Below are 26505 nucleotides of genomic sequence, written 5' to 3'. Positions count from 1 at the left end.
TTCCTCAACGCGCCCGCGCGGCGACGTAATCCCGGAACCGCTCGCGCACCGCCTCCTCACAGTCGACCTCGTAGACGGACCCTACCCCGTCATCGAGCAGGTAGTCGAGCGCGTCGTCGGGGTCCGAATCCGCCGTCACCACCTTCGCGTGGAGGTGACCGCGTCGCTTGATGAGATAGACCCCCGGTGCCTTCTCGTCGAGCGTCCACCGCCCGGTTCGTTGTGTGATACCCATTAGCACAACCTCGTCCACGGTAGCCACGACGCCCACACATATATAACTATCGTCCATGTAGGTATCGGATCTCCGGTCGGTGTTTCAGGTCACTTAACGTCCTCCGCGCCGTCCGATCCGGCGGGATACACATATGGGCGACCTCCCGGACGACTTCACGTGCACGATCACGAACTGGGAATACATCTACGGACTCTGCCGTGACGTCTCGACGCAGGTGAAGGAGGCCGACTTCGAGCCCGACGTCATCGTCGCGCTCGCCCGCGGCGGCTGGTTCGCCGGCCGATGTCTCTGTGACTTCCTCGGGTTGAACGACCTCACGAGCCTGAAGATGGAACACTACGTTGGCGCGGCCGAGAAGAGCGACCAGGCGGAGGTCCGCTACCCGATGCCCGAGGGCACCGTCGAGGGGAAGGACGTCCTCGTCATCGACGATATCGCCGACACCGGGGGGTCCATCGAGCGCGCCCACGAGTACGTCGACGAGCGCGGCGCGAACGAGATCCGAACCGCCACCCTCCAACTGCTCGGGACGAGCGAGTTCGACCCGGACTACGTCGGCGAGCGCCTCGAACAGTGGGCATGGGTCGTCTACCCATGGAACTTCATCGAGGACATGGTGGACCTCATCAGCGGCGTCATGGCGAGCGACGCCGACGGCCCGTACACGAAAGAGGGGATCCGCCACCTCCTCGCCGAGGACCACGACATCGAGCGTATCGAGATGGAGATCGCCCAACCGAACCGCCTCGATGAGGTGTTAGCGGAGATGGTCCGACGCGACGTCCTCGTGAAGGCCGCCGAGGACCGCTGGCTCCTCCGCGAGGACGCCTGAGTCGACAGCGGATCGTCACCCGACAGCACGGAAAGCACTAAATAACCGCCCGGGAGTAACAATCACCAGGAATGGGAGCGTCGGACACCGAATCGGCGGCTTTCTCGCGCGAACTCGCCGCCCTCAAGCGGCGAGGCTGTACCGTGCTCGTCGTCGACGACCGCACCCGCGGATCGACGGCGGCCTGCGAGCGCCTGCTCGGCGGGAGCGACCTCGATCGCCGACACGTCTTTCTCACGACCGCTGCGCCGGTCGAGGACCTCCTCGAACGTCGCGCCACTGGGGCGCACGACCGTGACTCCGACAGCCTCGGCGTCGTCGACGCGACGGACGCGATCCCGACACGCTCCGCGGCCGCCGACGCGCCGACGAGCATCGAACAGTCACTGACGGGCCAGGAGTGGTACGACGCCGTCGACACGCTCGACGATCTCAGCGCGCTGTACACGACCGTCGAAGACCACATCCGTCGCGTCGCCGACGGCGACACCGACCCCGGCGAGGTCCGGTTCTGTCTCGACGCCCTCGATCCGTTCTTCGACGCCGTCGAGACGGAGACGCTGTTCCGGTTCGTCCACCTCCTCACGAGCACTGTCCGCGACGTCGATGGGATGGGGCACGTCCACACCGCGAGCGACCCGCGACGCGATCCCGTCGCCACACTCGAACCGCTCTTCGACGCTACCGTCTACATCGACGCCGACACGGAGTGCGTCCGCCAGCGCTGGGAGCTCACCGACGCCGGCATCGAGACCGACTGGTTCCCGATCGCCTAGGCGTCGACGACCCAGAGGTCGCCGAACAGCTCGTCCTGCTCCAACGTCACGCGCCCCCGGTGTGCGAGGAACAATACCGCGAGGAACGACTCGACGCGCGAGCTGCCAGCAGCCGCGACCTCCGCGAACAGCACCTCCGCACGCCCCCGGTCGTAGTGTGTCGCGAGCGCGGCCTCGACGTCGTCGATCGTCGCCTCGATGTCCTCGCCGTGTGCGGTGTCCGTGACGTCCGCCGCCGTCGGCTCCGACTCGGCCCGAAAGTCGTCGCCGCTCCGGTAGTCGAGTTCCTGTACGCCGCGTTGGAACCCCTGCGGGCTCGCGGAGGTGTCGTACGTCCGGGACTCCTTCCACCACGAGCCGCGTTCGGCCTCGCGCAGCGAGCGGACGAGTTCGTCCAGCGTCTCCGGCGTCCCCCGCTGGGGTTTGCGTTCGAGGCGACGGTCCATCTCCTCCTCAAGCGCCGCGATCGGGTCGACGCCGGGTGCGTCCTCGGGGAGTTCGTCCATTCCCGGCTCCCAGTCGTCCCACCCCGTCGCCGCCTCCTCGGGCTCCTCCGGTTCGTCCGGTTCGAGGAGGGCGTCGGACTTCATCCGCAACAGGACGGAGGCGTAGAACAGCGCACGCCCCGACGTCCGGAGGTCCGCCTCGTCGAGCTTGTCGAGGAACGCGTCCGTCACGTCCACGATGTCGATGTCCCACGGCTCGATCTCGCCCTCCTTCGCCAGCTGGACGAGCAACTCGACGGGTTCGACTTCCTCGTCCTCGCCGTCGTCACCCTCTGGTTCGGGTTCTTCGGGCCCATCACCGAGCGAGAGGTCCGGTCCGCTCGACTCGTGGTCCGAGAGGGTAAAGGCGTCCTCGGGGTTGCCGCCGTCGGCGCGGAGGCGCGTGTCATCCGCATAACCGTCGCCCGCGAAATCGTGTCGCGGTTCAGCGTCCGCTCGCGGCTCGCTCTGCTCACCGCTCGCGTTTCCCGAGGAACCGCGTCGTGGTTCCTCCTCTCCTCGCGGCTCGCTCTGCTCACCGCTCGCTGGTCCGGAGGAACGTCGCTCCGCTCGTTCCTCCTCAGTCATCCGCGGGGGCCTCCTCCCCGCTCGTCAGGTCGATGCCCGTCACGGCGCTCACGTTGTCGCCCTGCATCGTCACGCCGATGGCGCGCTCGGAGCGCTCAAGCATCGCCGAACGGTGGCTGACGACGACGAACTGCGCGTCCGCCGCGAGCTCGTCCACGAGCTCGCCGACGCGTTCTGCGTTCACGGCGTCGAGGAACGCGTCGATCTCGTCGAGCGCGTAGAACGGCGCGGGGTTGTGTCGCTGGATCGCGAAGATGAACGCGAGCGCGGTGAGCGATTTCTCGCCGCCGCTCATCGCGTCGAGGCGCTGGACCGGCTTGTCCGCCGGCTGGGCCTTCATCGTCAGCCCACCTTCGAAGGGATCGTCCTCGTTCTCGAGAACGAGCTCGCCCGACCCTGCCGAGAGCCGCGAGAAGATCCGCTGGAAGTGCCCGTCGATGGCTTCGTAGGCGTCCATGAACGTCTCGCGCTTCTGTGACTCGTAGCTCTCGATGCGCTCGCGGATGCCCTCGGCCTCCGCTCTGAGCGTCTCGCGTTTCCCCTCCAAGTCGTCAAGGTCCGCCGCGACCTCGTCGTACTCCTCGATCGCGAGCATGTTGACCGGCTCTAAGGCCTCCATCTGCCGGTCGAGGCGCGCGACGGTCTCCTCGACATCGTCGATGTCGGGAATCTCGTCGGCGTCGTAGTCGCCGACCGCGTCCTCCAGCTCGTCGATCTCCTCACGGAGGCGCTCGGCGGCGTTCTCCAAGCTCTCCAGTCGGCTCTCGACCGATTCAACCTGCTGTGCCTGTTCGTCACGGGCGCGCTGGGCGTCGGCGAGGTCCTCCTTGAGGGCCGTCCGTTCCGCTTTCAGATCCGCCAGCTCCTCCTCTAGCTCCTCGACTTCGGCCTCCTTTGCGGCGAGCGTCTCGCGTTTCTTCTCGATCTCGGCCTCGAAGGCCTCGATCCGCTCCTCCTGTTCGGCCTTCGTGTTCTGGGCCGCCTCCACGTCGTCGTGGAGGTCGTCGATCTCGTTTTCGGCGTACTGGTGTTGGAGTTGGAGATCGTTGAGGTCGCCATCGAGGTCGGAGCGGCGCTCGTCGAGGTCGTCGACCTCGGCCTCCAACTCCTCTCGCTTTGCGGTGAGCTCGGGGATCTCCGAGTCCGCAAGCTCGGCCTCCAGCTCCTCGATGGCGGCCTCGATAGTCTCGATCTCGGTCTCGTACTCGGCGATCTCCTCGTCGAGTTCGCCCATCCGCTCGTCCACGTCGGCGCGCTCGGCCTCGAGTTCCTCAAGGCGCGCCTCCAGTTCCTCGATCCGCGCTTCGGTATCCTCCTGTTCGGCCTCCACGCGCTCGATGTCGGTTTCGAGCGAGCGAACGGTGTCGAGCGCGTCCGACTTCCGGTCGCGCGCGCCGTCGAGGCGCTCCTCGATCTCCTGGACGTCGTCGCGGATCGACTGGCGCTCCTCCTCGAGGTCGTTGATCCGTGCTGCGACGCGCTCCAGCTGTCCTTTTCCGGACTCCGAGAAGGAGTAGCGCGACCCGGAGCGGGAGCCACCGGTCATCGCCCCGCTCTTCTCGACGAGTTCGCCCTCGAGCGTGACGAGCCGGTAGTCGCCCATCAGGTCGCGCGCCGTCTCCATGTCCTCGACGACGAGCGTGTCACCGAGGACGTACGAGAAGACGCCCGCGTACTGCCGGTCGAAGTCGACGAGGTTGAACGCGAAGTCGACGACGCCGGGGACGTCCGGCGCGCTCCCGAGCGAGCGCTCGTGCATCTCCGTCAGCGGCAGAAACGTCGCGCGGCCCGCGTTGCGCGACTTGAGGTACTCGATGCAGGACTGGCCCACACCGTCGTCGTCCACGACGACGTGTGCCATCCGGCCGCCCGCCGCTGTCTCCGCCGCCGTCGCGTACCGGCCGTCGACGCCGCCGAGTTGCGCGACCGTCCCGTGAACGCCCTCGTTCCCGCTGTTCAGGATCGTCGAGACCGCCCGCCCGTAGGAGGAGTCGCCGGACTCCTCTGCGTTCGCCTCCATCCGGGCGTACTCCTCGCGTGCCTCCTGGAGGTCGTCCTCGATGTCGTTCAGGTCCGATTGGCGCTCCTGTTTCTGCGCTTTGAGGTCCGCGACGACCTCCTCGATCTGTGCCTCGTTCGCCTCCGCCTTCGCGAGTTCGTCCTCGAGGTCGTCGAGACGCCGCTCGAACTCGGGGAGTTCCTCGCGCGCGGCGGCGAGGTCGTCCTCCGCCTCGCTCACCTCGTTCGAGCGGCGTCGCGCCTCGTCCAGCAGCCGGTCCTTCTCGCGCTGGAGGTCGTTACGAGCCGATTTGGCGTCTTCGAGTTCGTCCTTTTTGGCCTCCAGTTCGGCCTTCAACTCGTCGAACTCGGTGTCGACGTCGTCGATCTCCGCCTCGACGTCCGCGATATCGGCTTCCAGCGACTCGATGTCGGCCGTCACGGAGGCCTTCTCGACTTTCACCTCGCGGATATCGCGTTCGAGGTCGTCGAGCTCCTCCTGCTTCCTGTCGATCGCGACAAACGCCTCGCGTCGGTCGTTCTCCGCCTGGTCACGGCGGTCCTCGGCCGACTCGATCTTGTCCTCGAGTCGGCTGATGTCGCCTTTGACCTCCTCGATCTCGCGTTTGACGGCGAGCTGTTCGTCCTCGCCCGTCCGCTCGATCTCCGCGTTCAGCTCCTCGAGCTCCTCGTCGAGGCGCGCGACGCGCCCCCGACGAGTGTCGAGTTCGTCCTGCAGCTCGGCGAGTTCGGCTTCGCGATCCGCGACGTCGGCTTCGGTCGCTGTGAGGTCCGCGCGTTTCTCCTCGAGCTCCGCGGCCTTCCGGTACGACTCGTACTCGGCCTTCTCGTCTTTGAGCCCCTGATACTCGAGCGCCGTTTCGCGCTCGTCCTCGAGTTGCTCGAGCCGGTCGTGTTTCTCGGAGATCCGCAGGTCGGCCTCCTCGATGCGCTCTTCGACGACGTCGAGTTCGTCGTAGGCATCGGCCTTCTTCGCGTCGAACTCCGCAACGCCGGCAATCTCGTCGATGACCTCGCGGCGCTCGCCGGGCGTCATGTTGATGATGCCGGTGACGTCGCCCTGCATGACGACGTTGTACCCCTCGGGGGTGACGCCGGCCTGTGCGAGCAAATCCTGGACGTCCGAGAGGTTCACCGAGCGCCCGTTGAGGTAGTAGTAGGAGTAGTAGTTGTCCTCGGTGCGTTTCACGCGGCGCTTCACGGTGATCGTCTCGACGTCGCCGATGTCGTCGCTCCCGGCGGCGTTGACGACCTGCGAACGCGTGAGCGTCCCCTCCTCGTTGTTCAGGACGACCTGAACGCTGGCCTCGCGGGGGCCGGCGGTCTCGCCCTCGCCGTCGTGGCTCGGGTTGTAGATGAGGTCGGTGAGTTTCTCGGCGCGCATCCCGCGGGTGCGCGCGAGGCCGAGGGCGAAGAGGATCGCGTCGATGATATTGGACTTCCCGCTGCCGTTCGGGCCGCTAATCGTGGTGAAGTCCTCGTAGAACGGAATGCGCGTGGTCCGCCCGAAGCTCTTGAAGTTCTCGAGAACGATTTCGTCGATGTACATCTGGGAGAGACGCGGAGTCTCAGGCGACGATGATGTCGTCGAGCTCGGACTCCTCGTTCGCCTCCTCGGCACCCTCGGCGGGTGTGTCTTCCGGTTCGGCGTCGGCCGCGCTCGCGTCCGCCGCGGTGGCGTCGGTCGGCTCCGCGGCACCACCGTCCTCCGGCGCGCCGGCAGCGAGCGGCTCGCTCGACGGGCGGCCCGCGCTCTCGTGGGCGTCGTGGTAGTCCTCGAGTTCGCGGATGCGCTCGTTCGCATCGACGAGCTCCTCGGTCAGCCCGCGAACCGTGGCCTCGAGCTCCTTCACGCGGTTTTCGAGCGCGGCGACGTCCTCACTATCGTTCGACATAGCAGCATACAGGGACTCACCGATTATAAGCGTGTGGCGGTCGTGCGTCAGACGCTCGGCTGACGTACGGCGGGGTGAAACGGGAGGGGACGCCGAATCGGGCGGCCCTTCGTCACGACTAAGCGCCCGGGCGTCGAAACAGTCCGCAATGAGCACGCAGGCCGCCACGGAGGACCTCGCCGCCGTCATCGGGCTGGAGGTCCACGTGCAATTGGAGACGGACACCAAGATCTTCTGTGGGTGTTCGACCGACGCCGCCGATGCGGAGCCGAACACACACACCTGCCCGACGTGCCTCGGCCTCCCCGGCGCGCTCCCCGTCCTCAACGAGGGCGCAGTCGAGGCCGCCGTTCGGTTGGGGAAGGCCCTCCACGCCGACATCCCGGAGCGAACGACGTTCCACCGGAAGAACTACTTCTACCCCGACCTCCCGAAGGGGTTCCAGCTCACCCAGTACGACGCGCCGATCTGCCAGGCCGGCGAACTGGAGGTCCGCGTCGAGGACCGCCGCCGCGACATCGGCATCACGCGCGCACACCTCGAGGAGGACCCTGGAAGCCTCCAACACGTCGGCGGGAGCATCGACACCGCGGACTACACGAAGGTCGACTACAACCGCGCCGGCACGCCGCTCGTCGAGATCGTCACCGAACCCGACTTCCGCTCGCCCGACGAGACACGGGCCTTCCTCGCCAAACTCGAGGAGGTCCTCGAATACCTCGGGATCTACGACGCCGAGCGCGACGGCAGCCTCCGCGTCGACGCGAACATCTCGATGGTGCCCGCGAGCGAGCTGGCCGGTGAGGTCGACGACGCCACCCTGGAGGAGGCCAACCGGACCGAGGTGAAGAACATCTCCAGTCACAAGGGGGCCCAGCAGGCGCTCGCCTACGAGGTGACGCGCCAGCGCAACGCCATCCAGCGCGGGCGCGAGGTCGAACAGGAGACGCGCCACTGGGACGAGAGCCGCGGCATTACGGTCTCGATGCGCTCGAAGGAGGCCGAGAAGGATTATCGCTACTTCGAGGAGGCCGACCTCCCACCCCTCGAAGTCGCGGACTGGAAGCAGAAACTCGAGATCCCCGAGCTCCCCGACGCACGCCGCGAGCGCTTTCGCGAGGAGTACGGCCTGAGCGCCGAGGCGGCGAGCAAGCTCACCTCCACGAAGGAGGTCGCGGACTTTTTCGAGGAGATCGCCCGCGAGTACGACCCCGATCTCGCGGCGACGTGGGTGGCCGACAACCTCCTCGGCGAGCTCAACTACCGCGACATGGCGGTGACGGACCTCGAGGGTCGCTTCGATGAGTTCACCCATCTCGTCGAGCTCGTCGCCGAGGACGAGATCACCGAGAAGAACGCCCGCGAGGTCGTCCTTCGGGAGATGCTCGACGACGGGGCGAGCCCGGACGCGATCGTCGAGGCCGAGGACCTCGGGAAGACGGGTGCGGGCGAAGTGCAGGCCGCAGTCGAGGAGGCCATCGACGAGAACCCCGACGCCGTCGCGGACTACGAGGCCGGCGACGAGGGCGCGATCAACTTCCTCGTCGGACAGGTGATGCAGAAGACCGGTGGAAGCGCGGACCCCGGACAGGTGAACGGCCTCCTGCGCGAGGAGCTAGACGGGTAGCTCAGACGTCGACATCGCCGGCGTCGAAGAACCGCCCGCCGGCGAGGTAGTTGACACCGATGAGGGCGAGACAGGCCCCGCCGAGGACGACGACGGCGCGAAAGACGAGCGCGTCGGTAGCTGTGAGGGCGCTGGCAGCCATCGAGGCTCCGAGACTGATGTCAGTGAGGCCGACGAGGCGAAGTGCGCCGACGCGTTCGCGGAGCGGGTTCGCGAACCCGCCAGCGACACCGAAGAGGCCGGCGAGAACGGGCAGGCCGATCTGGACCGCGATCGCACCGTGGAGGTTCCCGAGGCCGAACAGCGCGGCGAGCGCAGCGGTGAGGACGAGCAAGAAGACACCGAGGTAGCCGAAGTACCGAATGTTGACCATATGCGGCATTCGTCACGGCCGCCGAAGAACGTTCGCCAGCGTCCGGGCCGTCGCGAGCGGACGCGCAGCCTACACCTCGGGGGCTTCGAAGTAGTTTCCGCCGAGCAGGTAGTCGACGCCGAAGGCGACGAGCACGAGTCCGGAGAGGCAGAAGAGCGCCTGGAAGACGAGCCCCGAGCCAGTCAGCGCGCCGAGGCACATCGAGGCACCGAGGAAGACGTGGCCGGTCCCCACCAGCCGGAGCGCGCCGACGCGCTCGCGGATCGGGTTTCCGAACCCGCCGAGGAGTTCAAGGACGCCGGCGACGACGAAGACGGCGAGCTGGAGGCCGGTCGTGCCGCTGAGTGCGGGGGCACCGAAGACGGCGAAGAAGACGGCGGCGAGGGTGAGCAGGAACGCGCCGAGGTAGCCAAAGCGGCGGAACGTGAGGGCCATGGGCGTCCCTGCGTCGGCCGCACTCAAGTATCCACCTCCTCGCGGGCGCGCTCGCCGCCGGGCACGGCCGCCCACGCGACGGCTCGCGTGTCCTCGCACGCGTCGGCGTGTACACGCCCTCAGACGCGTGAAAACGAGCGTCTCGGGCCCCGAAAGCTTTAGAAGTGCGTCCGGCATACCGGTGGATAAGACCGCCGCGAGGCGGACAACCACCGTGGAACTCATCATCACAGAGAAGGACAACGCCGCCCGTCGCATCGCCGACATCCTGAGCGACGGCGGCGCGTCCACAGAGCGCAGCGGCGGCGTCGACGTCTACGGCTGGGGTGGCCGGCGGTGTATCGGTCTCTCCGGCCACGTCGTCGGCGTCGATTTCCCCCCGGAGTACAGCGACTGGCGCGACGTCGAGCCGGCGGAGCTCGCGGACGCCCCGGTGACGAAGACGCCGACGCAGGAGTCCATCGTGAACGTCCTCAAGCGCCTCGCCGGCGAGGCCGACTCGGTCATCATCGCGACGGACTACGACCGCGAGGGCGAACTCATCGGGAAGGAGGCGTACGAACTCGTCCGCGAGGCCAACGAGGACGCCCCCGTCTCGCGGGTGCGCTTCTCCTCGATCACCGAGAACGAGGTGAAGTCGGCGTTCGCGGACCCGGACGACCTCGACTTCGACCTCGCCGCCGCGGGCGAGGCCCGGCAGATCGTCGATCTGATTTGGGGGGCGGCGCTCACGCGCTTCCTCTCGCTCTCCGCGCGACAGGTGGGTGACGACTTCATCTCCGTGGGCCGCGTCCAGTCCCCGACCCTGAAGCTCATCGTCGATAAGGAACGCGAGATCGAGGCGTTCGACCCCGAGGACTACTGGGAGCTGTTCACCGATCTGGAGAAGGACGAGACGACCTTCGAGGCGCAGTACTTCTATCTCGACGACGAGGACAACGAGGCCGAACGCGTCTGGGACGAAGACGACGCCGAGTCGGCCTTCGACGTCCTGCGCGAGGCCGCGACGGCGGTCGTCGAGTCCGTCCGGCGGCGCACCCGCACGGACGATCCGCCCGCGCCGTTCAACACCACGCAGTTCATCCGCGCCGCGAGTTCGCTGGGGTACGCCGCGGGCCGCGCGATGAGCATCGCCGAGGACCTCTACACCGCGGGGTACATCACGTATCCGCGGACTGACAACACCGTCTACCCCGACGACCTCGACCCCGCCGATCTCTTGGATGCGCTCTCCGCCCAGCGCGACTTCGCCGAGTCGGTCGAGCGACTGGAGGCGCTCGACGAGTTGGAGGCGACGCGCGGCGACGAGGAGACGACCGACCACCCGCCGATCCACCCGACGCCCGACCTCCCGGCGAAAAGCGACCTCTCGGAGGACGAGTGGGAAGTGTACGAACTCGTCGTGCGGCGCTTCTTCGCGACGCTCGCCGAGCCCGCAAAGTGGGAGCACCTGCGCGTCGTCGCATCGGCCGACGGCGAGAAGCTGAAGGCGAACGGCCGCCGGCTCGTCGAAGAGGGCTACCACGCGGTCTACCCCTACTTCGGGACGGACGAGAATTACGTCCCGGACGTCACCGAGGGCGAGAAGCTCGCCATCGCGGATGCCCGCATCGAGGCGAAACAGACCCAGCCGCCGCGGCGATACGGCCAGTCGCGGCTCATCGAGACCATGGAGGAGATGGGAATCGGGACGAAGAGCACGAGACACAACACCATCGAGAAGCTCTACGATCGGGGCTACGTCGAGAACGACCCGCCGCGCCCGACACGGCTCGCGATGGCCGTCGTGGAGGCCGCCGAGGAGTACGCGGATCTCGTCGTCTCCGAGAAGATGACGGCCGAACTCGAGGCCGACATGACGGCGATCGCGGAGGGCGAGAAGAACCTCGATGCGGTGACCGAGGAGTCCCGCGAGATCCTCGATCGCGTCTTCGAGGCGCTTGATGAGTCGCGCGAGGAGATCGGCGAACACCTCCGCGAGTCGCTGAAGGCCGACAAGCGCCTCGGACCGTGTCCGAAGTGCGGCTCTGATCTGCTCGTCCGCCGGAGCCGGCAGGGGTCGTACTTCGTCGGGTGCGACGGCTACCCCGACTGTCGCTTCACGCTCCCGCTGCCCTCGACGGGCGAGCCGGTCGTGCTCGACGCCGAGTGCGAGGAGCACGGCCTCAACGAGGTGAAGATGCTCGCTGGGCGGAACACGTTCGTCCACGGCTGCCCGCTCTGTGCGGCGGAGGAGGCGGCCGAGACCGAGGACCGGGTGATCGGGCCGTGTCCTGACTGCGGTACAGAGCACGGTGGCGAACTCGCCATTCGCAAGCTCCAGTCGGGGTCGCGACTCGTGGGCTGTACGCGCTATCCGGACTGTGAGTACTCACTCCCGCTTCCGCGGCGCGGCGAGATCGAGGTGACGGACACCTACTGCGATGAGCACGACCTCCCCGAACTCGTCGTCCACGACGAGGGCGACGACGAGCCGTGGGAACTGGGCTGTCCGATCTGTAACTACGAGGAGTACCGGGCGCGCCAGGGTCTCGACGGAATCGAGGGGATCGGCCCGAAGACGAAGGAGAAACTCGCTGACGCGGGGATCGAGGATCTCGCGGATCTGGCCGAGGCCGACGCCGAGGGCATCGCCGAGTCGGTCGAGGGCGTCAGCGCGGAGCGAGTCCGCGACTGGCAGGCGAAGGCGGACTGAGACTGAGCACGCGACCCCTGGTGGGGGTCGCAGCACGGAACCGGGAGGAAGCAGGGTGGCGCATCGGAGCGCCCGGCGCAGGGTCACCGACCGGACGACGATCGTCGCGTCGGTGGTCGTCGGATCGCAGGTCGTCGGTCAGTACCGACGCACCTCCGTTGCGGGTCGGTCGCGTGCGAACGTCGCACGAGCGGGGCGTCGGTGTCGTGGCGTGAGCGATGGTCGATACGTCATCGTCGGGTGTCGTGAGTCGTCTGATTCTGGCTGTGTCGACATCGGTGGCGTTAGAGCGCCTCGACGTCGAGGCTCCCGCACGCCGGGCAGTTCTCTCGCGGCGTTTCGTACCCCTGCCCACAGAGCCGGCACTCGAAGTCGTGATCCGTGGGATCGGACAGGAGTTGCGTCGCGAGGTGTGTGATCGTAGCCATCGTCCTACAAAGCCTACTGTGTCCCACACCCACAAATAACTATCGGCTAGATTCGGGTTAATATAGCAATATATAGGACGAATAGCCGAATATACTCGTCCATTCCCCAACGGTTCTGCTATTTCTACTCGTATTCCGTTACAGTGTTGGAGTCACCAACATCGTCGCGAGCCGTGGGCTTATGCCCGCCGCGACCCAACCACGTGGCGATGCGGCTTGACGACTACGTCGAGGGGCTAAAGCCCGACGAGGAGTACGAGCGGCGGAAACTCGCCGAGGAGAAGTCCTACGCGATCACGGACTACCTCGACGACGCGCGCGCCTCCTTCGAGGCCGTCCAACAGGGCGATTCGCTCTACGGGGCGAGCGCGCCCTCCGTCTTCGTCGGCCGATCGTCCTACCCGAACGTCTCCGCGGGCATCCTCTCACCCGTCGCCGAGGAGGAGGACGCAGCGGAGTACGCGACGAGCGGCGCGTGGTACGAGCGCGGCCTCGGGATCGACAACGTCCTCCAATACCGCACGGGATTGCTCAACTCCCGACGCTCGGCGGACGTGAACGTCGAGGACGTCTGGGACGGCTTCGTCGGCACGCAACGCGAGGTCGCCATCGCGGACCGGCCGGTGGATGTCGAGATCGGCCTCGCCTCGACGCCCGAGTTCGACCCCGATCAGTACGCCCAGCCGAGCGCGAACGCCCCGAGCGGCCCGAACGCGTCGGTTGAATCAGCCGATCTGACCGAGAACCCACACGTCCCGCGCGCGGTCGAGAAGACCCTCGAGGACGACGACTGGCGCGCGCAGGGCGCGATGGTCTACCTCTACGAGCACGGTCTGGACGTCTACGACGTCAACCGCGTGCTCTCAGTCGGCGCGCTCGGGCAGGGCGAGAACAGGCGGTTGGTCCCGACGCGCTGGTCGATCACGGCCGTCGACGACACCGTCGGCCAATACCTCCGCGGGGGGATCCGCGATGCGCCGAGCATCAACGGAGTCGAGGTCCGGATGAACGAGTACATGGGCAATCGCTACTGGGTCGTCCTCGCGCCCGGCAGTTGGGAGTTCGAGCTCGTCGAGATGAAATCCCCCGGCAGCGTCTGGAACCCCGACCCGAGCGGCGACATCTGGATGGCCGCCGCGAGCGAGGGGTACGAGGGCCGCACGGGCTACGTCGACGAGACCGCGGGCGCGTACTACGCCGCACGCCTCGGCGTCCTCGAACACTTAGCGGAGCGGGGCCGACAGGCGAAGGCGCTCGTCCTCCGCGAGGTCTCCGACGACTACTGGGCTCCCGTCGGCGTCTGGCAGGTGCGAGAAAGCGTCCGCCACGCCTTCGAGCGCGAGGCCGTCGACGCCGAGACGCTCCACGGCGCGGTCCGCGATCTCGCCGAGCACCTCCCGGTCTCCATGGGCGACCTCCGGCGGAAGTCGACGATGGTCGCCGGCCTCCAGACCGGCCTGAGCGACTGGACGTCGTAGAAGACTTACAACGTCGCGAACGGTACGCGACGGTATGTCTACTCTCCCCGCACTGTTCCCCGCGCCCGCCTTCGTCGGGCTACCCGGCGGCATGGAACTGCTCGTGATCCTCTTGCTCGCCGTCTGCGTCTTCGGCATCCCGACGCTCCTCCTGCTCGGCGGCGGTGGCTACCTGTTCGCGCGCTCGTCACGCCGCGACGAGCGCCTCAAAGAACTCGAACGCGAGGTCGATACCCTCCGCGAACGCGTGGATGAGAGCGACGGGAGCAGCGAGGACGGCCGCGATGGCGAGGAAGACCGTGACGCCACGCCGACGCGGAAAGACGACCGATGACACCCATCACGAACGCGACGGCCGTCGAAAGGAGTACCTTTGTGACTCGCGTGCTAACCACACGGTAATGTCACGTCCGTCCGCAGCCCCAGATCGGGGCGCTCAAGCGAAGACGCTCGCGCTGGCGACCGGCGTCGGCCTCGGCGGCCTCGCCTTCGGGCTCCTCCTCACCATCGTCGCGGTGGTCGGCATCAGGTTCGCCGGGCTCTCGCTCACGCCGTCGCTCTCCATCGTCCTCAGTGTCGTCCTGCTCCAAGGCATCGCGTTCGGCACGGTCGCGTACGCCTACGCGAAATACCGCGACGACCCGAGTCGCTTCATCACGTTCCGCGTGCCGACGATCCGCGAGATCGGCCTCGCCGTCGCGGGCTGGCTCGGCGCACTCGGTGCACTCGTCGTCATCAGCGCCATTCTCCAGACGACGAGCGCGCCGACGGCGAGCAACGAGGTCGCGAACTTCGGTGCCGAACACCCCGAGGTCCTCCTGTTGCTCGTCCCGCTCTCCTTCCTCCTCGTCGGCCCCGGCGAGGAACTGCTCTTCCGCGGCGTCGTGCAGGGGACGCTCCGGGAGCGCTTCGGGCGCGTCCCCGCCGTCCTGCTCGCCAGCCTCATCTTCGCGAGCGTTCACTTCACGTCGCTCTCCGGGGCGCTCTCCGGGCGACTCGTCACCATCGGCGCGCTCTTCGTCATCTCGCTCGTCCTCGGCGGCCTCTACGAGTACACGGGCAACCTCACGGTGCCGGCGCTCGTCCACGGCGCGTACAACGCGACGCAGTTCAGTCTGCTCTACGTCTCCATCGCGTACAGCGACGAACTCCAACAGGCCGCCGGCTTCCTCAGCTAAACAGACCGTTACGACGCGTTGGCGTCGTCCGCGCCGGCGTCGTCTGCGTCGATGTCTTCGTGAGCGTCGTCTGCGCCATCGCTCCCTGCACCCACGTCGCCCGCGGGCACCGGGCCGTCGCCGACCTGCTCGCGCACGGTTTCGACGAACTCGCGACGTGACTCGAAATACGGAACGTCGCAGTGCGCGAGGACGTCCGCGAGGCGTCGCGGGCCCGCTGGCGTCCGAATTGCCGTCTCGCCGTCGCGGCGAACGATCTCACTACGCTGGATACCCCACGTGAACCGCGAGGCGACGCGCGCGATCGGGACGCCCTCGACGGGTGCGCCCGCGCCAAGTTCGACCGCGGGCTCCGCCGTCTCCTCCTCGTCGTCTGCCATACGCGAGGTGTCGATGGGCCGCCGATTAGGGCTTTCGGTGCGCGCGCTCGCGGGGCGGGCGTCTGACGCACCGTTTTTACGCCCGGGGTCGTATGTGGGCCTATGACCAGCCTCGCGGACGCGTACCAGCGCGACGCCAACGGCGCGAGCCAGCGGCGCGTCTACGCGGGGACCGCGCTCTTCGGGGCGGGCGCGCTGCTCGTCGTCGCCGGTATCCTCGCCGGCGCGACACACCTCGTGATGGGGGCGAACCCCTCGACTGCGGCGCAGTTCGGCGCGCGCGAACTCGGCCTGACGCTTGGCTGTCTCGGCGTCCCGGCCATCTTCGTCGGCATCTTCACCGTCCTGCCCGCGAGCCGGTTCTACCGCGTCGCGGCCGCCGGGGGCGCGCTCGTCGCCGTCGCCGGTACACTGATTCTCCGCTACGCCTACCCGATGCGGTGGTACGCGGGCGGTGGCTCCGTCCCCTCGACCGCGGCGCTCGTCGGTGCACTCGTCTACGCCTTCGGCCTCATCGTGATCTTCTGGTGTCTGTTCACCGCCGTCGCGACGTTCAAGACGCGCAACGCCCCCGGTGGGACCGTCACCCTCACCGTGACCGAGGATGGGGAAACGAAGACCGTCGAAGTGGCCCGCGAGGACCTCGACGATGCCCGCGCCGCGGTCTCCGAAGGGGGCTCTTTCGGCGGGGTCGGCGTCTTCGGTGGCGTCGAACGAAACGATCCCGACCACACGCCACAGCCGACCTCCGACGGCGGCGCGACAACGCCGGACGTCCGCGACGTGCCGGGCGACGATCCCGAGAAGGCAAGCAAGGCGGACGCATCGACCGCCGATGTCGGCCCCGACCGCTACTGCGGCAGTTGCGCGCACTTCGACTACGTCCGCACCGACGACGACGAGGACATCCATCCGTACTGTGGCTACCACGACGAACTCATGGACGACATGGACGCCTGCGAGCAGTGGACGCGCGAGTGACTCAGCGCCCGGCAGCGCGAGCGGATGGGGGGTCGGTTACAGCCCGGCCAGCCGCGTCGCCACGTCGTCCCAGTGGCTTCCCTTCCAGTACCGCTGGCCACAATCGACACAGCGCCACACGCGCTCGGCGTCGTCGGGCACGTGCTCGGGGTGCGGGCCGCTCGCTTCTTCTAGACGGCCGTTACAGGTCGCACAGCGGACCGGCTCGTCGGGGAGTGCGAGGGTGAACCCGCGTTCGTCGAGCTCCGTGAGCTGGTCGTCGACGTGGCGCGTCCGGAGGAGGACGCTGTCTGGCGCGCGCCGGGCGAGCTCCTCGTCGCGCGTGAGGAGCGTCCGGTCCTCGCGGGCCGCGATCTCGCGGAGCCGGTCGTCGTCCTCGACGCCACGATCGAGGGCGTACGCGGCGTCGTAGCCGCACATCCGCAGGAGGCGCGCGAGCTTGCCGAGCATGACGTCGAGCAACAGCGGCGTGTCTTCGGGTCCGGCCATCAGTCGAGGAAAGCCCGGAGCCGGTCGACGTCGCGCGTGTTCAGCACGTCGCCGGCCGCGGCCCACCCGCGGCGGGCGGTGTGGACGCCGTAGGTGCGCTGGGCGTACTCCTCGGGCGAGTGTGCGTCGGTATCGATGGCGATCGGCGCGTCGGCCTCGACGGCCGCGCGAACGGCACTTCCCCAGAGGTCGAGGCGATGGTAGTTTGCGTTCACCTCCAGCGCCGTCCCGGCGTCCGCGGCAGCGGCAGCGAGGTCGGTGGCGTCGAACGTCATGGCCGGACGCTCGTTGATGAGGCGACCCGAGGGGTGGCCCAGGATATCGACGTGTGGGTGTTCGACCGCCGCGACGAGCCGGTCGGTCTGGTCGCCGCCGTCGTCGCCGAGCCCGGAGTGTGGGGAGGCGACCACGAGGTCGAGGTCGGCGAGGACGTCGTCGCTCACCGCGCCCACCTCGCCATCGGCATCGACGTTAGCCTCGACGCCGTGGAGCACCTCGATGTCGGCGTCAACGTCGTCGCGGAGATCGGCGATCGCGTCGGCCTGCTCGCGGAGGTCCGCGTCACTCAACCCCGAGTCGCCGAAGACGCCGGGGCCCTCAGCGTGGTCGGTGATGCAGACGTAGTCGTGACCGAACTCGACGGCCGCATCGACCATCTCGCGGAGCGAGTAGTCGCCGTCGGACCAGTCGGTGTGAACGTGGAGGTCTCCTCGGAGGTCGTCCTCGGCGAGGAGGTCGGGGAGGGCGTCCTCGCGCGCGGCGTCGATCTCCCCGCGGTCCTCACGGAGTTCGGGCGCGATCCACGGGAGGCCGAGCGCGTCGTAGACGTCTTCTTCACTTTCAGCGGCAAGCAGGTCGCCGACGCGCTGGCCCGCGTCAGGGTCGTCGACATCGGAGATGTCGAAGACGCCGTACTCGTTGACCTTCTTGTCCTGCGCGATGGCGTGATTGCGCAGCGTGACGTTGTGCGCCTTCGAGCCCGTGAAATACTGGAGTGCCGCGCCGAACTCGTCACCGACGACGACGCGGAGGTCGACCCGCAGGCCGTTCACCCGGACCGAGGTCTTCGTCTCGCCCGTCTCGATGACGTCGCCGACGCGCCCCCAGTCGGCGAGGTGGTCGCCGACGCGCTGGCCCGCGTCACTCGCCGCGAGGACGTCCACGTCGCCGTTCGTCTCGCGCCACCGTCGGATAGAGCCCGCGACCGCGACGCGCTCGACGGCGTCGTGTTCTTCGAGGTAGTCCGTGACGTCGTCCGCGATCGGGCGGGTGTCGCCGAGCAGGTCACGCTCGCCGGCCTGTCGGGCGAACGCGACGCCCTCGCGGATGTTCTCCTCCGTCTTCGCGCCGAACCCCGAGACCTCGCGGATCTCGCCGTTCTCCGCCGCGGCTTCGAGGTCGTCGAGCGTGGTGACGCCGAGCGCGTCGTAGAGCTTCTTTACCGTCTTCGGGCCGACCCCTTCGACGCGCGTCAACACGTCCATTTCGACCGGCAGGTCGTCGCGGGCGTCCTCGAGCTCCTCGAACGTGCCCATCTCCACGTAGTCGACGACGTGCTCGGCGATCCCCTCGCCGACGCCGTCGATCTCCTGCACCGCATCAGGGCCCTCCGCAACGAGGTCCTCGATCGCCTCGGGATGGTCGCGAACGTTGTCCGCGGCGCGGCGGTAGACGTTCGGTCGGTAGTCGTCCCCCTGTGCCTCCATCAGGTCCGCGTACTCCTCCAGGACGTCGGCGACCTCGGCGTTCCGGCTCACTATCGGTCCCCGCTCCGCCCGACCTCATTCCCGCGGCCGCGGCCCCGCGAACTACCGTCGTCGTGTCCGAGCGCCTTCTTCAGGAAGGTGTGCCAGCGCTTCGTGTCGGCGGCCTCCTTCGCCGAGATCTCGCGCTCGATGTCGCCGCCCGAGCCGAGCGATTCGAGGGCGTTCAGCGCGCGGTCGATCCCGATGACCTCGTCGGCGAGCGTCTCGCCCTCCGCGTAGTCGAGCTCGGCTTCCTCCAATCGCTCGACGCGTTCGCGGCGCGCCCGCCGGAGGGTGCGTTTTGCGTCCGCGACCTCCTCGCGACGCTCGGGTGGGATCCGGTCGAGCCCGCTCGTCTCGAAGACGAACTCGCGGAGCGGGAACGACTCGCCGTCGAGGGCGATCTCGTCGGGGATCGTCGCCCCGACTGTCGCGGACTCGCGTCCGATGCGCTCTAAGAGCCCCTTGCGCTCGTACTCCTTCATGCGTGGATCCTCGCTCGCGGTGGCCTTGTAGGCTGGGGGCCGCGTGGCGCGAAGCGCCACGAAATGGTGAGCGGGGAGGGACGACCCGTGAGTAGCGCGGCGTTTCGTGCCACGGAGAGACGAACGACCACCGAGAGGGCGGGTGGCGCGACGGCGTGACCGAAGTTCCTAACCGCGTGCCGTCCGAGGTATCGGGTAATGGCGACGTGTGACCGCTGCGGGAAGCAGGTGGGGATGCCCTATCGCTGCCGGTTCTGCGGCGGCACGTACTGCGAGGATCACCGGCTCCCGGAGAACCACGAGTGTCCGGGGCTGGACGAGTGGAACGATCCGGCGGGCGTCTTCGGCCCGGAGGAGACCGGGCGCGAGGAGAAATCGCGCGTCGGGCGCGCCGTCGAGTCGGTGGGCGCGACGGGCGGGCCGCTGAGCTACGTCCGGGGGAACGTCTCGTTCGTCTTCCTCGGGCTGATGGTCGTGGTGACGGCGCTCCGGTATGCCCTCCCGGCGCTCGGGCTCTCGCCGCTCGCGGTGCAGAACCTCTTCACGCTGAACACGACGAACCTCGCGTGGGTCTACCCGTGGTTCACGTCGATCTTCGCGCACAACGGGTTTACGCACCTCTTCTTCAACGGGCTCGTGCTCTACTTCTTCGGGCCGACGGTCGAGCGGCGGGTGGGCTCCGGGCGCTTCGCCGCACTGTTCCTCGGCGCGGGCGTGCTCGCCGGCCTCGCGCAGGTCGTTAGCGCCGCGTTCCTCGGGCAGTACACGGCCGTCCTCGGCGCGAGCGGCGCGATCATGGCCGTGATGGGCGTGCTTACCGTGCTCAACCCGAGCCTGCGGGTGTACATCTACTTCATCCTCCCCGTGCCGCTCTGGCTGTTCACGCTCGGCTTCGCCGCCTACTCGCTGTTCGTGACGTCGGTCGGCGGCATCGGAAGCGGCGGCGTCGCACAGGTCGCGCACCTCGCGGGCCTCGCCGTCGGCCTCCTCTACGGCGCGTACCTCAAGTCGCAGGGCGAGCGCGCACCGGAGGAGCTCACACTGGGCGGTGGGGGCGGACCGGGCGGTCCCGGCCGGGGGCGCATCTGAATGGAGATCGTCCGTCCCGGCTACCTGCCGGACCCCGCGCTCGACGCCGACGCGATGGAGGCGATGCAGCGAGATATCGCCGCGGACGCGACCTTCGCGGACGACCACGGTCTCACGCCGGACGCAGTCGCGATCGACGAGCCGATCGAGGAGACGGACCCCGCGCAGACGACCTTCGACGGTGACCGGCCGATCGTCGTCGGCGTGGATCAGGCCTTCCGCGAAGAGGAGGCCGTCTCCGTTGCGGTGGCGATCCGCGGCGGGCGCGTGATCGAGCGGGCGGTCGGGCACGCACCCCTCGAAATCCCGTATATCCCCGGGCTGCTCGCCTTCCGCGAGGGCGGGGCGATCGCGGACGCGCTCGAAACGCTGACCGTCGCGCCGGACCTGCTCGTCCTCGACGGCAGCGGCCGCATCCACTACCGCGAGGCCGGTATCGCCACGCACGTCGGCGTGCTCTTCGACGTCCCGACGGTCGGCGTCGCGAAGAACCTCCTCTGCGGGACGCCGGTCGAATCGGTCTCCGATCGCTACCTCGACGCGGGCGAGCGCGTCGCGATCGAGGCGGACGACGACGTCGAGACGTGCGCGAACGGGACCACGATCGGCCACTTCTACCAGTCCCGGCAGTACGACACCCCGGATCGCCGGCACGTCAATCCGCTCGTTGTCAGCCCCGGCCACCGCGTCGCGACGGGCACCGCGACGGACCTCGTCGGCGCGGTCTGTGCGGGGTACAAGCTTCCCGAACCGACCCGGATTGCGGACGCCGCCGTCGGCGAGCAGGCGCGCGAATAGCGGCGCGACGGGAGTGCTTCGCCCACGCTTAACTGCCCGGCGCGCGACGGGGCGGGTATGACAGACGAGACCGTACTCATCACGGGCTGTTCGTCCGGGATCGGCCGAGCGACGGCCGAGGCGTTCCTCGACGAGGAGTGGACGGTGTGGGCGACGGCACGCGACGAAAGCGACCTCGCCGCCCTTCGCGAGGCCGGCGCACGAACCGCCGAGCTGGACGTGACGAAGCCCGCACAGTGCCAGCAGGTCGTCGAAGAGCTCGTCGCGGCCGAGGGCCGTCTCGACTGCCTCGTGAACAACGCGGGCTACGGCCAGATGGGCGCGGTCGAGGACGTCCCGACGCGACGAGTGCACAAGCAGTTCGACGTGAACGTCTATGGCCCCCATCGGCTCTTCCGCGCGGTGCTCCCGCACATGCGCGAGCGCGAGGCGGGGACAATCGTCAACGTCTCCAGCGTCGTCGGACGCCTCTCGACGCCCGGCCAGGGCGTCTACGCCGCCTCGAAGTTCGCCCTCGAGGCCCTGAGCGACGCGCTGCGCGGCGAGGTCGAACCATACGGGATCGACGTCGCACTGGTCGAGCCCGGCCCGGTCGACACCGGCTTCGGCGCGCGCGTGAGCGAGGAACTCGAACCCGTCGACGCCTCAGGCGCGTACGACCGCGTCTATCGGTTCTTGGAGGGGTTCGACACCGTCTCGGACGGCTTCGCGACGAGCCAGCCCGAGGACGTCGCGGCGACGATTCTCGAGGCCGCGAGCACGACCCAACCCGACGCGCGCTACCCCGTCGGCTCGGCTGCACGGGCGATGTCGCTCGCACGCTACCTCCCCGACCGGCTGCGTGATCGCGTCGTGAACACGCTCTACGACCTCGCCTAATGGTGGTGCACGACGCTGACGCGCGCCGCGGCCTCGCGCGCGAATGTGCACTGGCGGGGATCGACGCCGCCCATCCAGCAACGGTCGTCCGCGACGCGGTGGCTCGCGACGGCGACACGCTCCGTATCGCCGACGCGACGTTCGCCCTCGACGACTACGACGACGTAATCGTCCTCGGGGGCGGCAACGCGGCTTCACAGGTCGCAGCGGCGCTCGAGGACGCCCTGGGTGACGCGCTGTCGGGTGGCGTCGTCGTCACGGACGATCCCGCCGAAACCGAGCGCGTCGAGGTGTTGCCCGGCGACCATCCAGTACCGAGCGAGCGCGGCGTCGACTCGACGCGGGCGCTGTGCGAGGCCGCGGATGCAGTCGACGAGCGGACGCTCGTCCTCGCGGTGATCACGGGCGGCGCGAGCGCGCTCCTCCCCGCCCCCACTGAGGGACTGTCGCTCGGGGACCTCCGGGCGACGACCGACGCCCTGCTCGACAGCGGCGCGACGATCCACGAGGTGAACGCCGTGCGCAAGCACTGCTCGGCGCTGAAGGGCGGTCGTTTCGCCACACGGCTCGCCCCGGCACGCGTCGCCACGCTCGTCTTCAGCGACGTCGTCGGCGACGACCTCTCGGTGATCGGGAGCGGCCCGACCGTGCCCGACCCCTCGACGTACGCGGACGCGCTCGCCGTCCTCGACGACTACGACGTGACGGTGCCCGAGGCGGTCCGTGCGCACCTCGAGGCGGGACGAGACGGCGAGCGCGAGGAGACTCCAGGCACGGACGACTCGGCCTTCGAGCGCGTCTCGACGCACGTGCTCGCGACGAACCGGACGGCGGTGGACGCCGCGATCACGCGGGCGCGCGAGGCCGGCTACGAAACGATGGTGCTCTCGACGCGCGTCCGCGGCGAGGCCTGCGAGGCCGCGAAGACCCACGTCGCCGTCGCGGAGGAGGCGCTGGCGACCGGCGAACCCCTTGATCCACCCTGCGTCGTCGTCTCCGGTGGCGAGTGTACCGTGACGGTCCGGGGCGATGGCGAGGGCGGGCCGAACTTGGAGTTCACGCTCTCGGCGGCGCTCGAACTCGGGGAAGACACGGCGCTCTGTGCGGTGGACACGGACGGGATCGACGGTGCGACGGACGCCGCGGGTGCGGTTGTGGACGCGGACACCCTCTCGGATCGACTGGCAGCCCGGCGCGCTCTCCGCGCGAACGACGCGTTTCCCGCACTCGACGACGCCGGGGCGCTCGTCGAGACGGGCGCGACGGGGACGAACGTGAACGACCTGCGGGTGCTCGTCGTCGGCTAAGTCAGGCTAGCGCGACGACGAGGCTGGCCACGACAGGACCCACATGCGACGGCGGGGGCAACGACGCGAGCAGCACGTTACCCTGTCTCAGACGTCGGAGCTGCGCCGGTCATGCCGATCGGTGTGGTTCCACGTTAGGCGAGACAGGCCGCAACAACGCGCAGGGTGTCGGGACCACGGACCTCCTCGGCCAAGAGGGGGACGCGCTTTACCTCGTGACCACGGAAGAGGTCCTGGGCCTCCGCGAGCGCGTCCTGCTGGACGTCCCAACGGCGCTGGCAGAACGCGCACGCCTCAAGGTTCGGCGAGACGAACGTCTCCTCCGGAACCTCGGGCACGACGTCGACCAGCGGCTCCATCACCTTGTTCACCACCACGGTCGAGACCGGGATGTCGAACTCCGCTAAACGCTCGCGCAGGCGCTTTGCCTCCATCACGCTCATCTCTTCGGGAACGGTGACGATTCGGAAGTCCGTCCGCGCGGGGTCTGTCAGGACGGCACGCAGGCGTGCCACGCGCTCACGAACCTCCTCGACGCCGTCCATCCCGGCGTCCGCACCCGCGGCGTCGTCGCCACCCCCGAACATCCCCTTCATCGACTCCATCATCCCGCCCATTTTCTCGCGGAACTGGAGCATCCGCCCCATCATCGAATCCATCAGCTCCGGGAGTTCGAGCAGGCGGAGCGTGTGGCCCGTTGGCGCGGTGTCGACGACGACGCGCTCGAAACGCTCGTCGTCGAGATACTCGACGAGTAACTGCATCGCCGCCGCCTCGTCCGCGCCCGGCATCGGCCCGCCGAGCGGATTCGACATGTCGTCGCCAGCACCGCCGAGGAGGTCGCCGAGGCCACCCATCGGTCCCGCGCCCCCGCCGTCGCCGCCGAGGCCCATCGCGCCCGCGCGCTCCATCGCCTCGTCGGGGTCGATCTCGACGCCCCAGAGCGGGATGTCGTCGCGGAGCCGTCCCGGCTGGCTCGGGACGTCAACCTCGTACGTATCGGAGAGGCTGTGCGCCGGGTCGGTGGAGACGACGAGCGTCGGCGTCCCGTCCGTCGCGCTCGCGAGGCCCGTCGCCGCCGCCATCGTCGTCTTCCCGACGCCACCCTTCCCGCCGTAGAGGACGTACTCCGCGGTGCCGGCCGCGACGCTCGGTGCGCCGACATCCTCGACCGCTTCGACTTCGAGTTCGCTCATGGCCGAGTAAGGGGGTTCCACGGCTGTATGTCCACCGTCTTTTTCCTCGTCGGGTTCGGCTTCGCTGAACTGCTCCTCGAAAAACACGGTCCGCGTGAACGGAGTGAGCGCGGGACTAGCGGGGCCGAAGGTCCCGCGAGGGAGAAAAAGACCGAGCGCTTCGTGCGAGCACGCTGGGCCGGAGATCGTACCGCAGACGTTCAATACAGAGGAGGGGGTAACGTCCGATGGAGGACGAGAGTTGGCCGTCTCGAACAGTCGGCGTTACTCTGGTCTGATAGCGCCCACAACTCCGATGCCAAGCCCGATAACCATAATCCCGAATTCGAGGGCCATCGGAAGACTGCTATTAGCATCTATGAGAATGAATCCACCGAACAGAACGAGCAGAATCCCGAGTTGAATCTCCTCCGTTTTCCCCATACCGTACCGTTCCCAACCCGGTATTTAACCCCGACGATTCAAATCGGTAAAACTCCGCGAAGCACAGCCCGCGTACCTACCGCGAGCGACCGGCAGGAGCGAGCGGGCCAAGAGCCGACCAACGGGAGGCTTGCAGGCTTTTGGCCGAGCTTTTGCCAGCGCGCGAAGCGCGCGCGGCGAAAGGTCGTTTAGAAGAAGCTCGCGAGTCGCTCCGCCGCCGTCTCGACGCGCGGGGAGACGAGCGCGAACCGGAGCCAGTCGCTGCGGGCCTCGCCGAACGCCTCGCCGGGCATCCCGGCGACACCAACCTCGTCGATGAGGCGTTTGGCGTTCGCCATCGTCCCGGGGTAGTCCGGGAAGCGCGCGAGGACGTAGAACGCGCCCTCGGGCGTCGTGTACTCCGCGCCGGCGCGATCGAGCGCCGCGGTGAACGTCTCGACGCGCTCGCGCAGCCGCTCGCGGTTCGCCTCGTGGTAGGACGTGTCGGTCGTCTCCAAGGCGTGCAGGACCGCGGCCTGTGCGGGCCGGCTCGTCGCCACGTTCGTCAGCATGTTGCGCGTCCGGGCCGCGGGGGCGTCGCGCTCGGGGAGGACCGCGTACCCCACCCGAAAGCCCGTGATGGCGTACGTCTTCGAGAAGGAGTTGGTGACGGCGACGTTCGCGGAGTCGAACGAGAGTGCGGACGTGAACGCGCCCGAGAAGTCGAAGTGGTCGTACACCTCGTCCGAAACGAGCATCGCGTCGTGCTCCTCGGCGATGGCGACGAACTCGCGCATCGCGTCCTCGCGATAGACGGCCCCCGTGGGGTTGTTCGGCGTGTTGACGACGATACACGCCGTCTCGTCGCTCGCCGCCGCGCGGACGTCGGCGGGATTGAGGCGACCCTCGTCGTCGACGGGCACGAAGCGCTGGACGCCGCCGAGCATCTCCGTCTTGCCGGGGTAGTACGGGTAGACGGGATCGGCCATCAGCACCTCGCTCCCATCGAAGCGTTCGAGGGCGCGCGCCATCCCGAGCGTGTTCGCCATCCCGCCGCCGTTCGTCACGATCACGCGCTCGGTCTCGACGCCGCGACGCGTCGCGATCCGCTCGCGGAGGTCGCGGAGGCCGGCGCTCGGCGGATACTGGAACTGCTCGCCGCCCGTGTCGGCGTAGTCGTGAAGCCCCTCGCTGATGGCCTCTGGCGCGCCCCAGTCGGGGTTGCCCGACACCATGTCGACGACGTCGCGGTCGGCGGCGTCGGCGTACTGCATCACCGTGAAGAAGAGCGGTTCCTCGTACTCCATACCGGCAGGGCGGCCGCGGCCCGGTTAAGCGCTTCCCGATCCGGGCGAGGCCGCATCTCGCGTCCACCCAGGGTCGCGGCCGGTCCGGGCAATCTGGCCCGCGCGACACGCCGGACAGAAGTCGGGGGTCTCGTCGGCGCTCCGCGGAACGTACACCGCGCCGCCGCACTCCACGCAGGCGTCCGCAACGACGGTCGCGCAGTCCGCACAGACGTTGAAGTCGTCGACCGTCAGCTCGCGCAGGGATTCGAGTCGTTTGTCCAAGACGGCTTCATTGAATCCGCAGAGGGCGACGGGATTCACTGTTTCACGGCTTGTTCGACGTTGTAGACTGCGGCGGCGAGCACAATTTCACGAAACTGGCGATACCACGCTCGCGCTCGGACGGCGGAGCCGTACG

Annotated in this window: 27 protein-coding genes and 1 pseudogene; 12 read left to right on the top strand and 16 right to left on the bottom strand. The window is 68.4% G+C overall.

From position 1 onward, the window contains the following. Window positions 1-4: 4 nt before the first annotated feature. Window positions 5-235: a hypothetical protein gene (locus ABDZ36_RS01950; protein WP_211311748.1), complete on the bottom strand. Its 231-nt coding sequence runs from the start codon at window positions 233-235 to the stop codon at window positions 5-7. 133 nt (window positions 236-368) lie between these two features. On the opposite strand from ABDZ36_RS01950, the gene ABDZ36_RS01945 reads away from it, so the two are divergent. After that, complete coding sequence (locus ABDZ36_RS01945) at window positions 369-1070, top strand: phosphoribosyltransferase (protein ID WP_211311747.1); 702 nt, start codon at window positions 369-371, stop codon at window positions 1068-1070. A 71-nt stretch (window positions 1071-1141) separates the two neighbouring features. Continuing rightward, window positions 1142-1846, top strand: coding sequence for a DUF7504 family protein (locus ABDZ36_RS01940; RefSeq protein ID WP_211311746.1), 705 nt, complete (start codon window positions 1142-1144; stop codon window positions 1844-1846). Here ABDZ36_RS01940 and ABDZ36_RS01935 read toward each other — a convergent pair. From ABDZ36_RS01935 to ABDZ36_RS01925, 3 genes are read right to left on the bottom strand one after another with little or no spacing between them, the layout of a single operon-like run. Beyond that, a complete protein-coding gene (locus ABDZ36_RS01935; protein ID WP_211311745.1) occupies window positions 1843-2919 on the bottom strand; it encodes a segregation/condensation protein A in 1077 nt (358 codons plus the stop codon). The genes ABDZ36_RS01940 and ABDZ36_RS01935 overlap by 4 nt on opposite strands. Beyond that, window positions 2912-6487 carry a chromosome segregation protein SMC gene (gene smc / locus ABDZ36_RS01930; RefSeq protein ID WP_211311744.1) on the bottom strand — a complete coding sequence of 1192 codons (3576 nt, stop codon included), beginning with the start codon at window positions 6485-6487 and terminating at the stop codon, window positions 2912-2914. The genes ABDZ36_RS01935 and smc overlap by 8 nt, the downstream gene beginning before the upstream one ends. Window positions 6488-6506: 19 nt before the next feature. Then, window positions 6507-6833 (bottom strand): DUF7518 family protein, encoded by a 327-nt coding sequence (locus tag ABDZ36_RS01925; RefSeq protein ID WP_211311743.1) that lies wholly within the window; start codon window positions 6831-6833, stop codon window positions 6507-6509. Between the two features lie 148 nt (window positions 6834-6981). Between ABDZ36_RS01925 and gatB the strand changes: the two genes are divergently transcribed. Beyond that, entirely contained in the window at window positions 6982-8460 is a 1479-nt protein-coding gene (gene gatB / locus ABDZ36_RS01920; protein ID WP_211311742.1) for an Asp-tRNA(Asn)/Glu-tRNA(Gln) amidotransferase subunit GatB, read from the top strand. Window position 8461: 1 nt separating this feature from the next. Here the strand turns inward: gatB and ABDZ36_RS01915 are convergent, their stop codons facing one another. Both ABDZ36_RS01915 and ABDZ36_RS01910 read right to left on the bottom strand, forming a co-directional pair. Beyond that, window positions 8462-8833 (bottom strand): DUF7994 family protein, encoded by a 372-nt coding sequence (locus ABDZ36_RS01915; RefSeq protein WP_211311741.1) that lies wholly within the window; start codon window positions 8831-8833, stop codon window positions 8462-8464. Between the two features lie 69 nt (window positions 8834-8902). Next, complete coding sequence (locus ABDZ36_RS01910) at window positions 8903-9268, bottom strand: DUF7994 family protein (protein WP_211311740.1); 366 nt, start codon at window positions 9266-9268, stop codon at window positions 8903-8905. A 214-nt stretch (window positions 9269-9482) separates the two neighbouring features. On the opposite strand from ABDZ36_RS01910, the gene ABDZ36_RS01905 reads away from it, so the two are divergent. Then, window positions 9483-11963 carry a DNA topoisomerase I gene (locus tag ABDZ36_RS01905; protein WP_211311739.1) on the top strand — a complete coding sequence of 827 codons (2481 nt, stop codon included), beginning with the start codon at window positions 9483-9485 and terminating at the stop codon, window positions 11961-11963. 284 nt (window positions 11964-12247) lie between these two features. Here ABDZ36_RS01905 and ABDZ36_RS01900 read toward each other — a convergent pair whose 3' ends face one another. Then, the gene (locus ABDZ36_RS01900; RefSeq protein WP_211311738.1) at window positions 12248-12391 is read right to left on the bottom strand and encodes a PhlB family protein; all 144 of its coding nucleotides are present in this window, start codon (window positions 12389-12391) and stop codon (window positions 12248-12250) included. A 209-nt stretch (window positions 12392-12600) separates the two neighbouring features. Between ABDZ36_RS01900 and nreA the strand changes: the two genes are divergently transcribed. The 3 genes from nreA to ABDZ36_RS01885 all read left to right on the top strand — a co-directional run bounded on the left by nreA (window position 12601) and on the right by ABDZ36_RS01885 (window position 15047). Next, on the top strand, window positions 12601-13869 hold the full coding sequence (gene nreA / locus ABDZ36_RS01895; protein WP_211311737.1) for a DNA repair protein NreA: 1269 nt from the start codon (window positions 12601-12603) through the stop codon (window positions 13867-13869). Between the two features lie 34 nt (window positions 13870-13903). Next, complete coding sequence (locus ABDZ36_RS01890; protein WP_211311736.1) at window positions 13904-14203, top strand: hypothetical protein; 300 nt, start codon at window positions 13904-13906, stop codon at window positions 14201-14203. 67 nt (window positions 14204-14270) lie between these two features. Then, entirely contained in the window at window positions 14271-15047 is a 777-nt protein-coding gene (locus ABDZ36_RS01885; protein WP_211311735.1) for a CPBP family intramembrane glutamic endopeptidase, read from the top strand. 8 nt (window positions 15048-15055) lie between these two features. On the opposite strand, the gene ABDZ36_RS01880 is transcribed toward ABDZ36_RS01885, so the two are convergent. Beyond that, on the bottom strand, window positions 15056-15427 hold the full coding sequence (locus ABDZ36_RS01880) for a DUF5789 family protein (RefSeq protein WP_211311734.1): 372 nt from the start codon (window positions 15425-15427) through the stop codon (window positions 15056-15058). 102 nt (window positions 15428-15529) lie between these two features. Between ABDZ36_RS01880 and ABDZ36_RS01875 the strand changes: the two genes are divergently transcribed. Continuing rightward, entirely contained in the window at window positions 15530-16408 is an 879-nt protein-coding gene (locus ABDZ36_RS01875; protein WP_211311733.1) for a cell division protein CdpA domain-containing protein, read from the top strand. Between the two features lie 36 nt (window positions 16409-16444). On the opposite strand, the gene ABDZ36_RS01870 is transcribed toward ABDZ36_RS01875, so the two are convergent. The 3 genes from ABDZ36_RS01870 to ABDZ36_RS01860 are packed head-to-tail and all read right to left on the bottom strand — an operon-like array spanning window position 16445 to window position 19127. Further along, window positions 16445-16897 carry a Mut7-C RNAse domain-containing protein gene (locus ABDZ36_RS01870; protein ID WP_211311732.1) on the bottom strand — a complete coding sequence of 151 codons (453 nt, stop codon included), beginning with the start codon at window positions 16895-16897 and terminating at the stop codon, window positions 16445-16447. Further along, on the bottom strand, window positions 16897-18654 hold the full coding sequence (gene polX / locus ABDZ36_RS01865) for a DNA polymerase/3'-5' exonuclease PolX (RefSeq protein WP_211311731.1): 1758 nt from the start codon (window positions 18652-18654) through the stop codon (window positions 16897-16899). The genes ABDZ36_RS01870 and polX overlap by 1 nt, the downstream gene beginning before the upstream one ends. After that, entirely contained in the window at window positions 18654-19127 is a 474-nt protein-coding gene (locus tag ABDZ36_RS01860; protein ID WP_211311730.1) for a DUF5788 family protein, read from the bottom strand. The genes polX and ABDZ36_RS01860 overlap by 1 nt, the downstream gene beginning before the upstream one ends. Window positions 19128-19325: 198 nt before the next feature. On the opposite strand from ABDZ36_RS01860, the gene ABDZ36_RS01855 reads away from it, so the two are divergent. Genes ABDZ36_RS01855 through ABDZ36_RS01840 form a run of 4 tightly spaced genes read left to right on the top strand, consistent with a single transcriptional unit; the run spans window position 19326 to window position 23200 of the window. After that, window positions 19326-20216, top strand: a complete 891-nt coding sequence (locus ABDZ36_RS01855; RefSeq protein ID WP_211311729.1) for a rhomboid family intramembrane serine protease — start codon at window positions 19326-19328, stop codon at window positions 20214-20216. Next, a complete protein-coding gene (locus tag ABDZ36_RS01850; protein WP_211311728.1) occupies window positions 20217-21014 on the top strand; it encodes an endonuclease V in 798 nt (265 codons plus the stop codon). It begins immediately after the preceding gene. 57 nt (window positions 21015-21071) lie between these two features. Further along, window positions 21072-21893 carry an SDR family oxidoreductase gene (locus ABDZ36_RS01845; RefSeq protein WP_211311727.1) on the top strand — a complete coding sequence of 274 codons (822 nt, stop codon included), beginning with the start codon at window positions 21072-21074 and terminating at the stop codon, window positions 21891-21893. Continuing rightward, a complete protein-coding gene (locus ABDZ36_RS01840) occupies window positions 21893-23200 on the top strand; it encodes a glycerate kinase type-2 family protein (RefSeq protein WP_211311726.1) in 1308 nt (435 codons plus the stop codon). Before ABDZ36_RS01845 ends, ABDZ36_RS01840 begins: the two co-directional genes overlap by 1 nt. Before the next feature lie 134 nt (window positions 23201-23334). Here ABDZ36_RS01840 and ABDZ36_RS01835 read toward each other — a convergent pair whose 3' ends face one another. From ABDZ36_RS01835 to ABDZ36_RS01815, 5 genes and pseudogenes are all read right to left on the bottom strand, one after another. Next, complete coding sequence (locus tag ABDZ36_RS01835; protein ID WP_211311725.1) at window positions 23335-24396, bottom strand: ArsA family ATPase; 1062 nt, start codon at window positions 24394-24396, stop codon at window positions 23335-23337. A gap of 264 nt (window positions 24397-24660) precedes the next feature. Further along, complete coding sequence (locus ABDZ36_RS01830; RefSeq protein ID WP_211311724.1) at window positions 24661-24819, bottom strand: hypothetical protein; 159 nt, start codon at window positions 24817-24819, stop codon at window positions 24661-24663. Window positions 24820-25007: 188 nt separating this feature from the next. Further along, a complete protein-coding gene (locus tag ABDZ36_RS01825; RefSeq protein ID WP_211311723.1) occupies window positions 25008-26105 on the bottom strand; it encodes a pyridoxal phosphate-dependent aminotransferase in 1098 nt (365 codons plus the stop codon). A gap of 24 nt (window positions 26106-26129) precedes the next feature. Further along, on the bottom strand, window positions 26130-26408 hold the full coding sequence (locus tag ABDZ36_RS01820; RefSeq protein ID WP_211311722.1) for a DUF7571 family protein: 279 nt from the start codon (window positions 26406-26408) through the stop codon (window positions 26130-26132). After that, a pseudogene (locus tag ABDZ36_RS01815) lies at window positions 26405-26505 on the bottom strand (IS5/IS1182 family transposase); the annotation flags it as partial. The pseudogene ABDZ36_RS01815 and the gene ABDZ36_RS01820, both read right to left, overlap by 4 nt.

The sequence above is a fragment of the Halarchaeum salinum genome (genome assembly GCF_039520965.1).
Classification (GTDB): Archaea; Halobacteriota; Halobacteria; order Halobacteriales; family Halobacteriaceae; genus Halarchaeum; species Halarchaeum salinum.
This window is presented reverse-complemented; position numbering and strand designations above follow the sequence as displayed.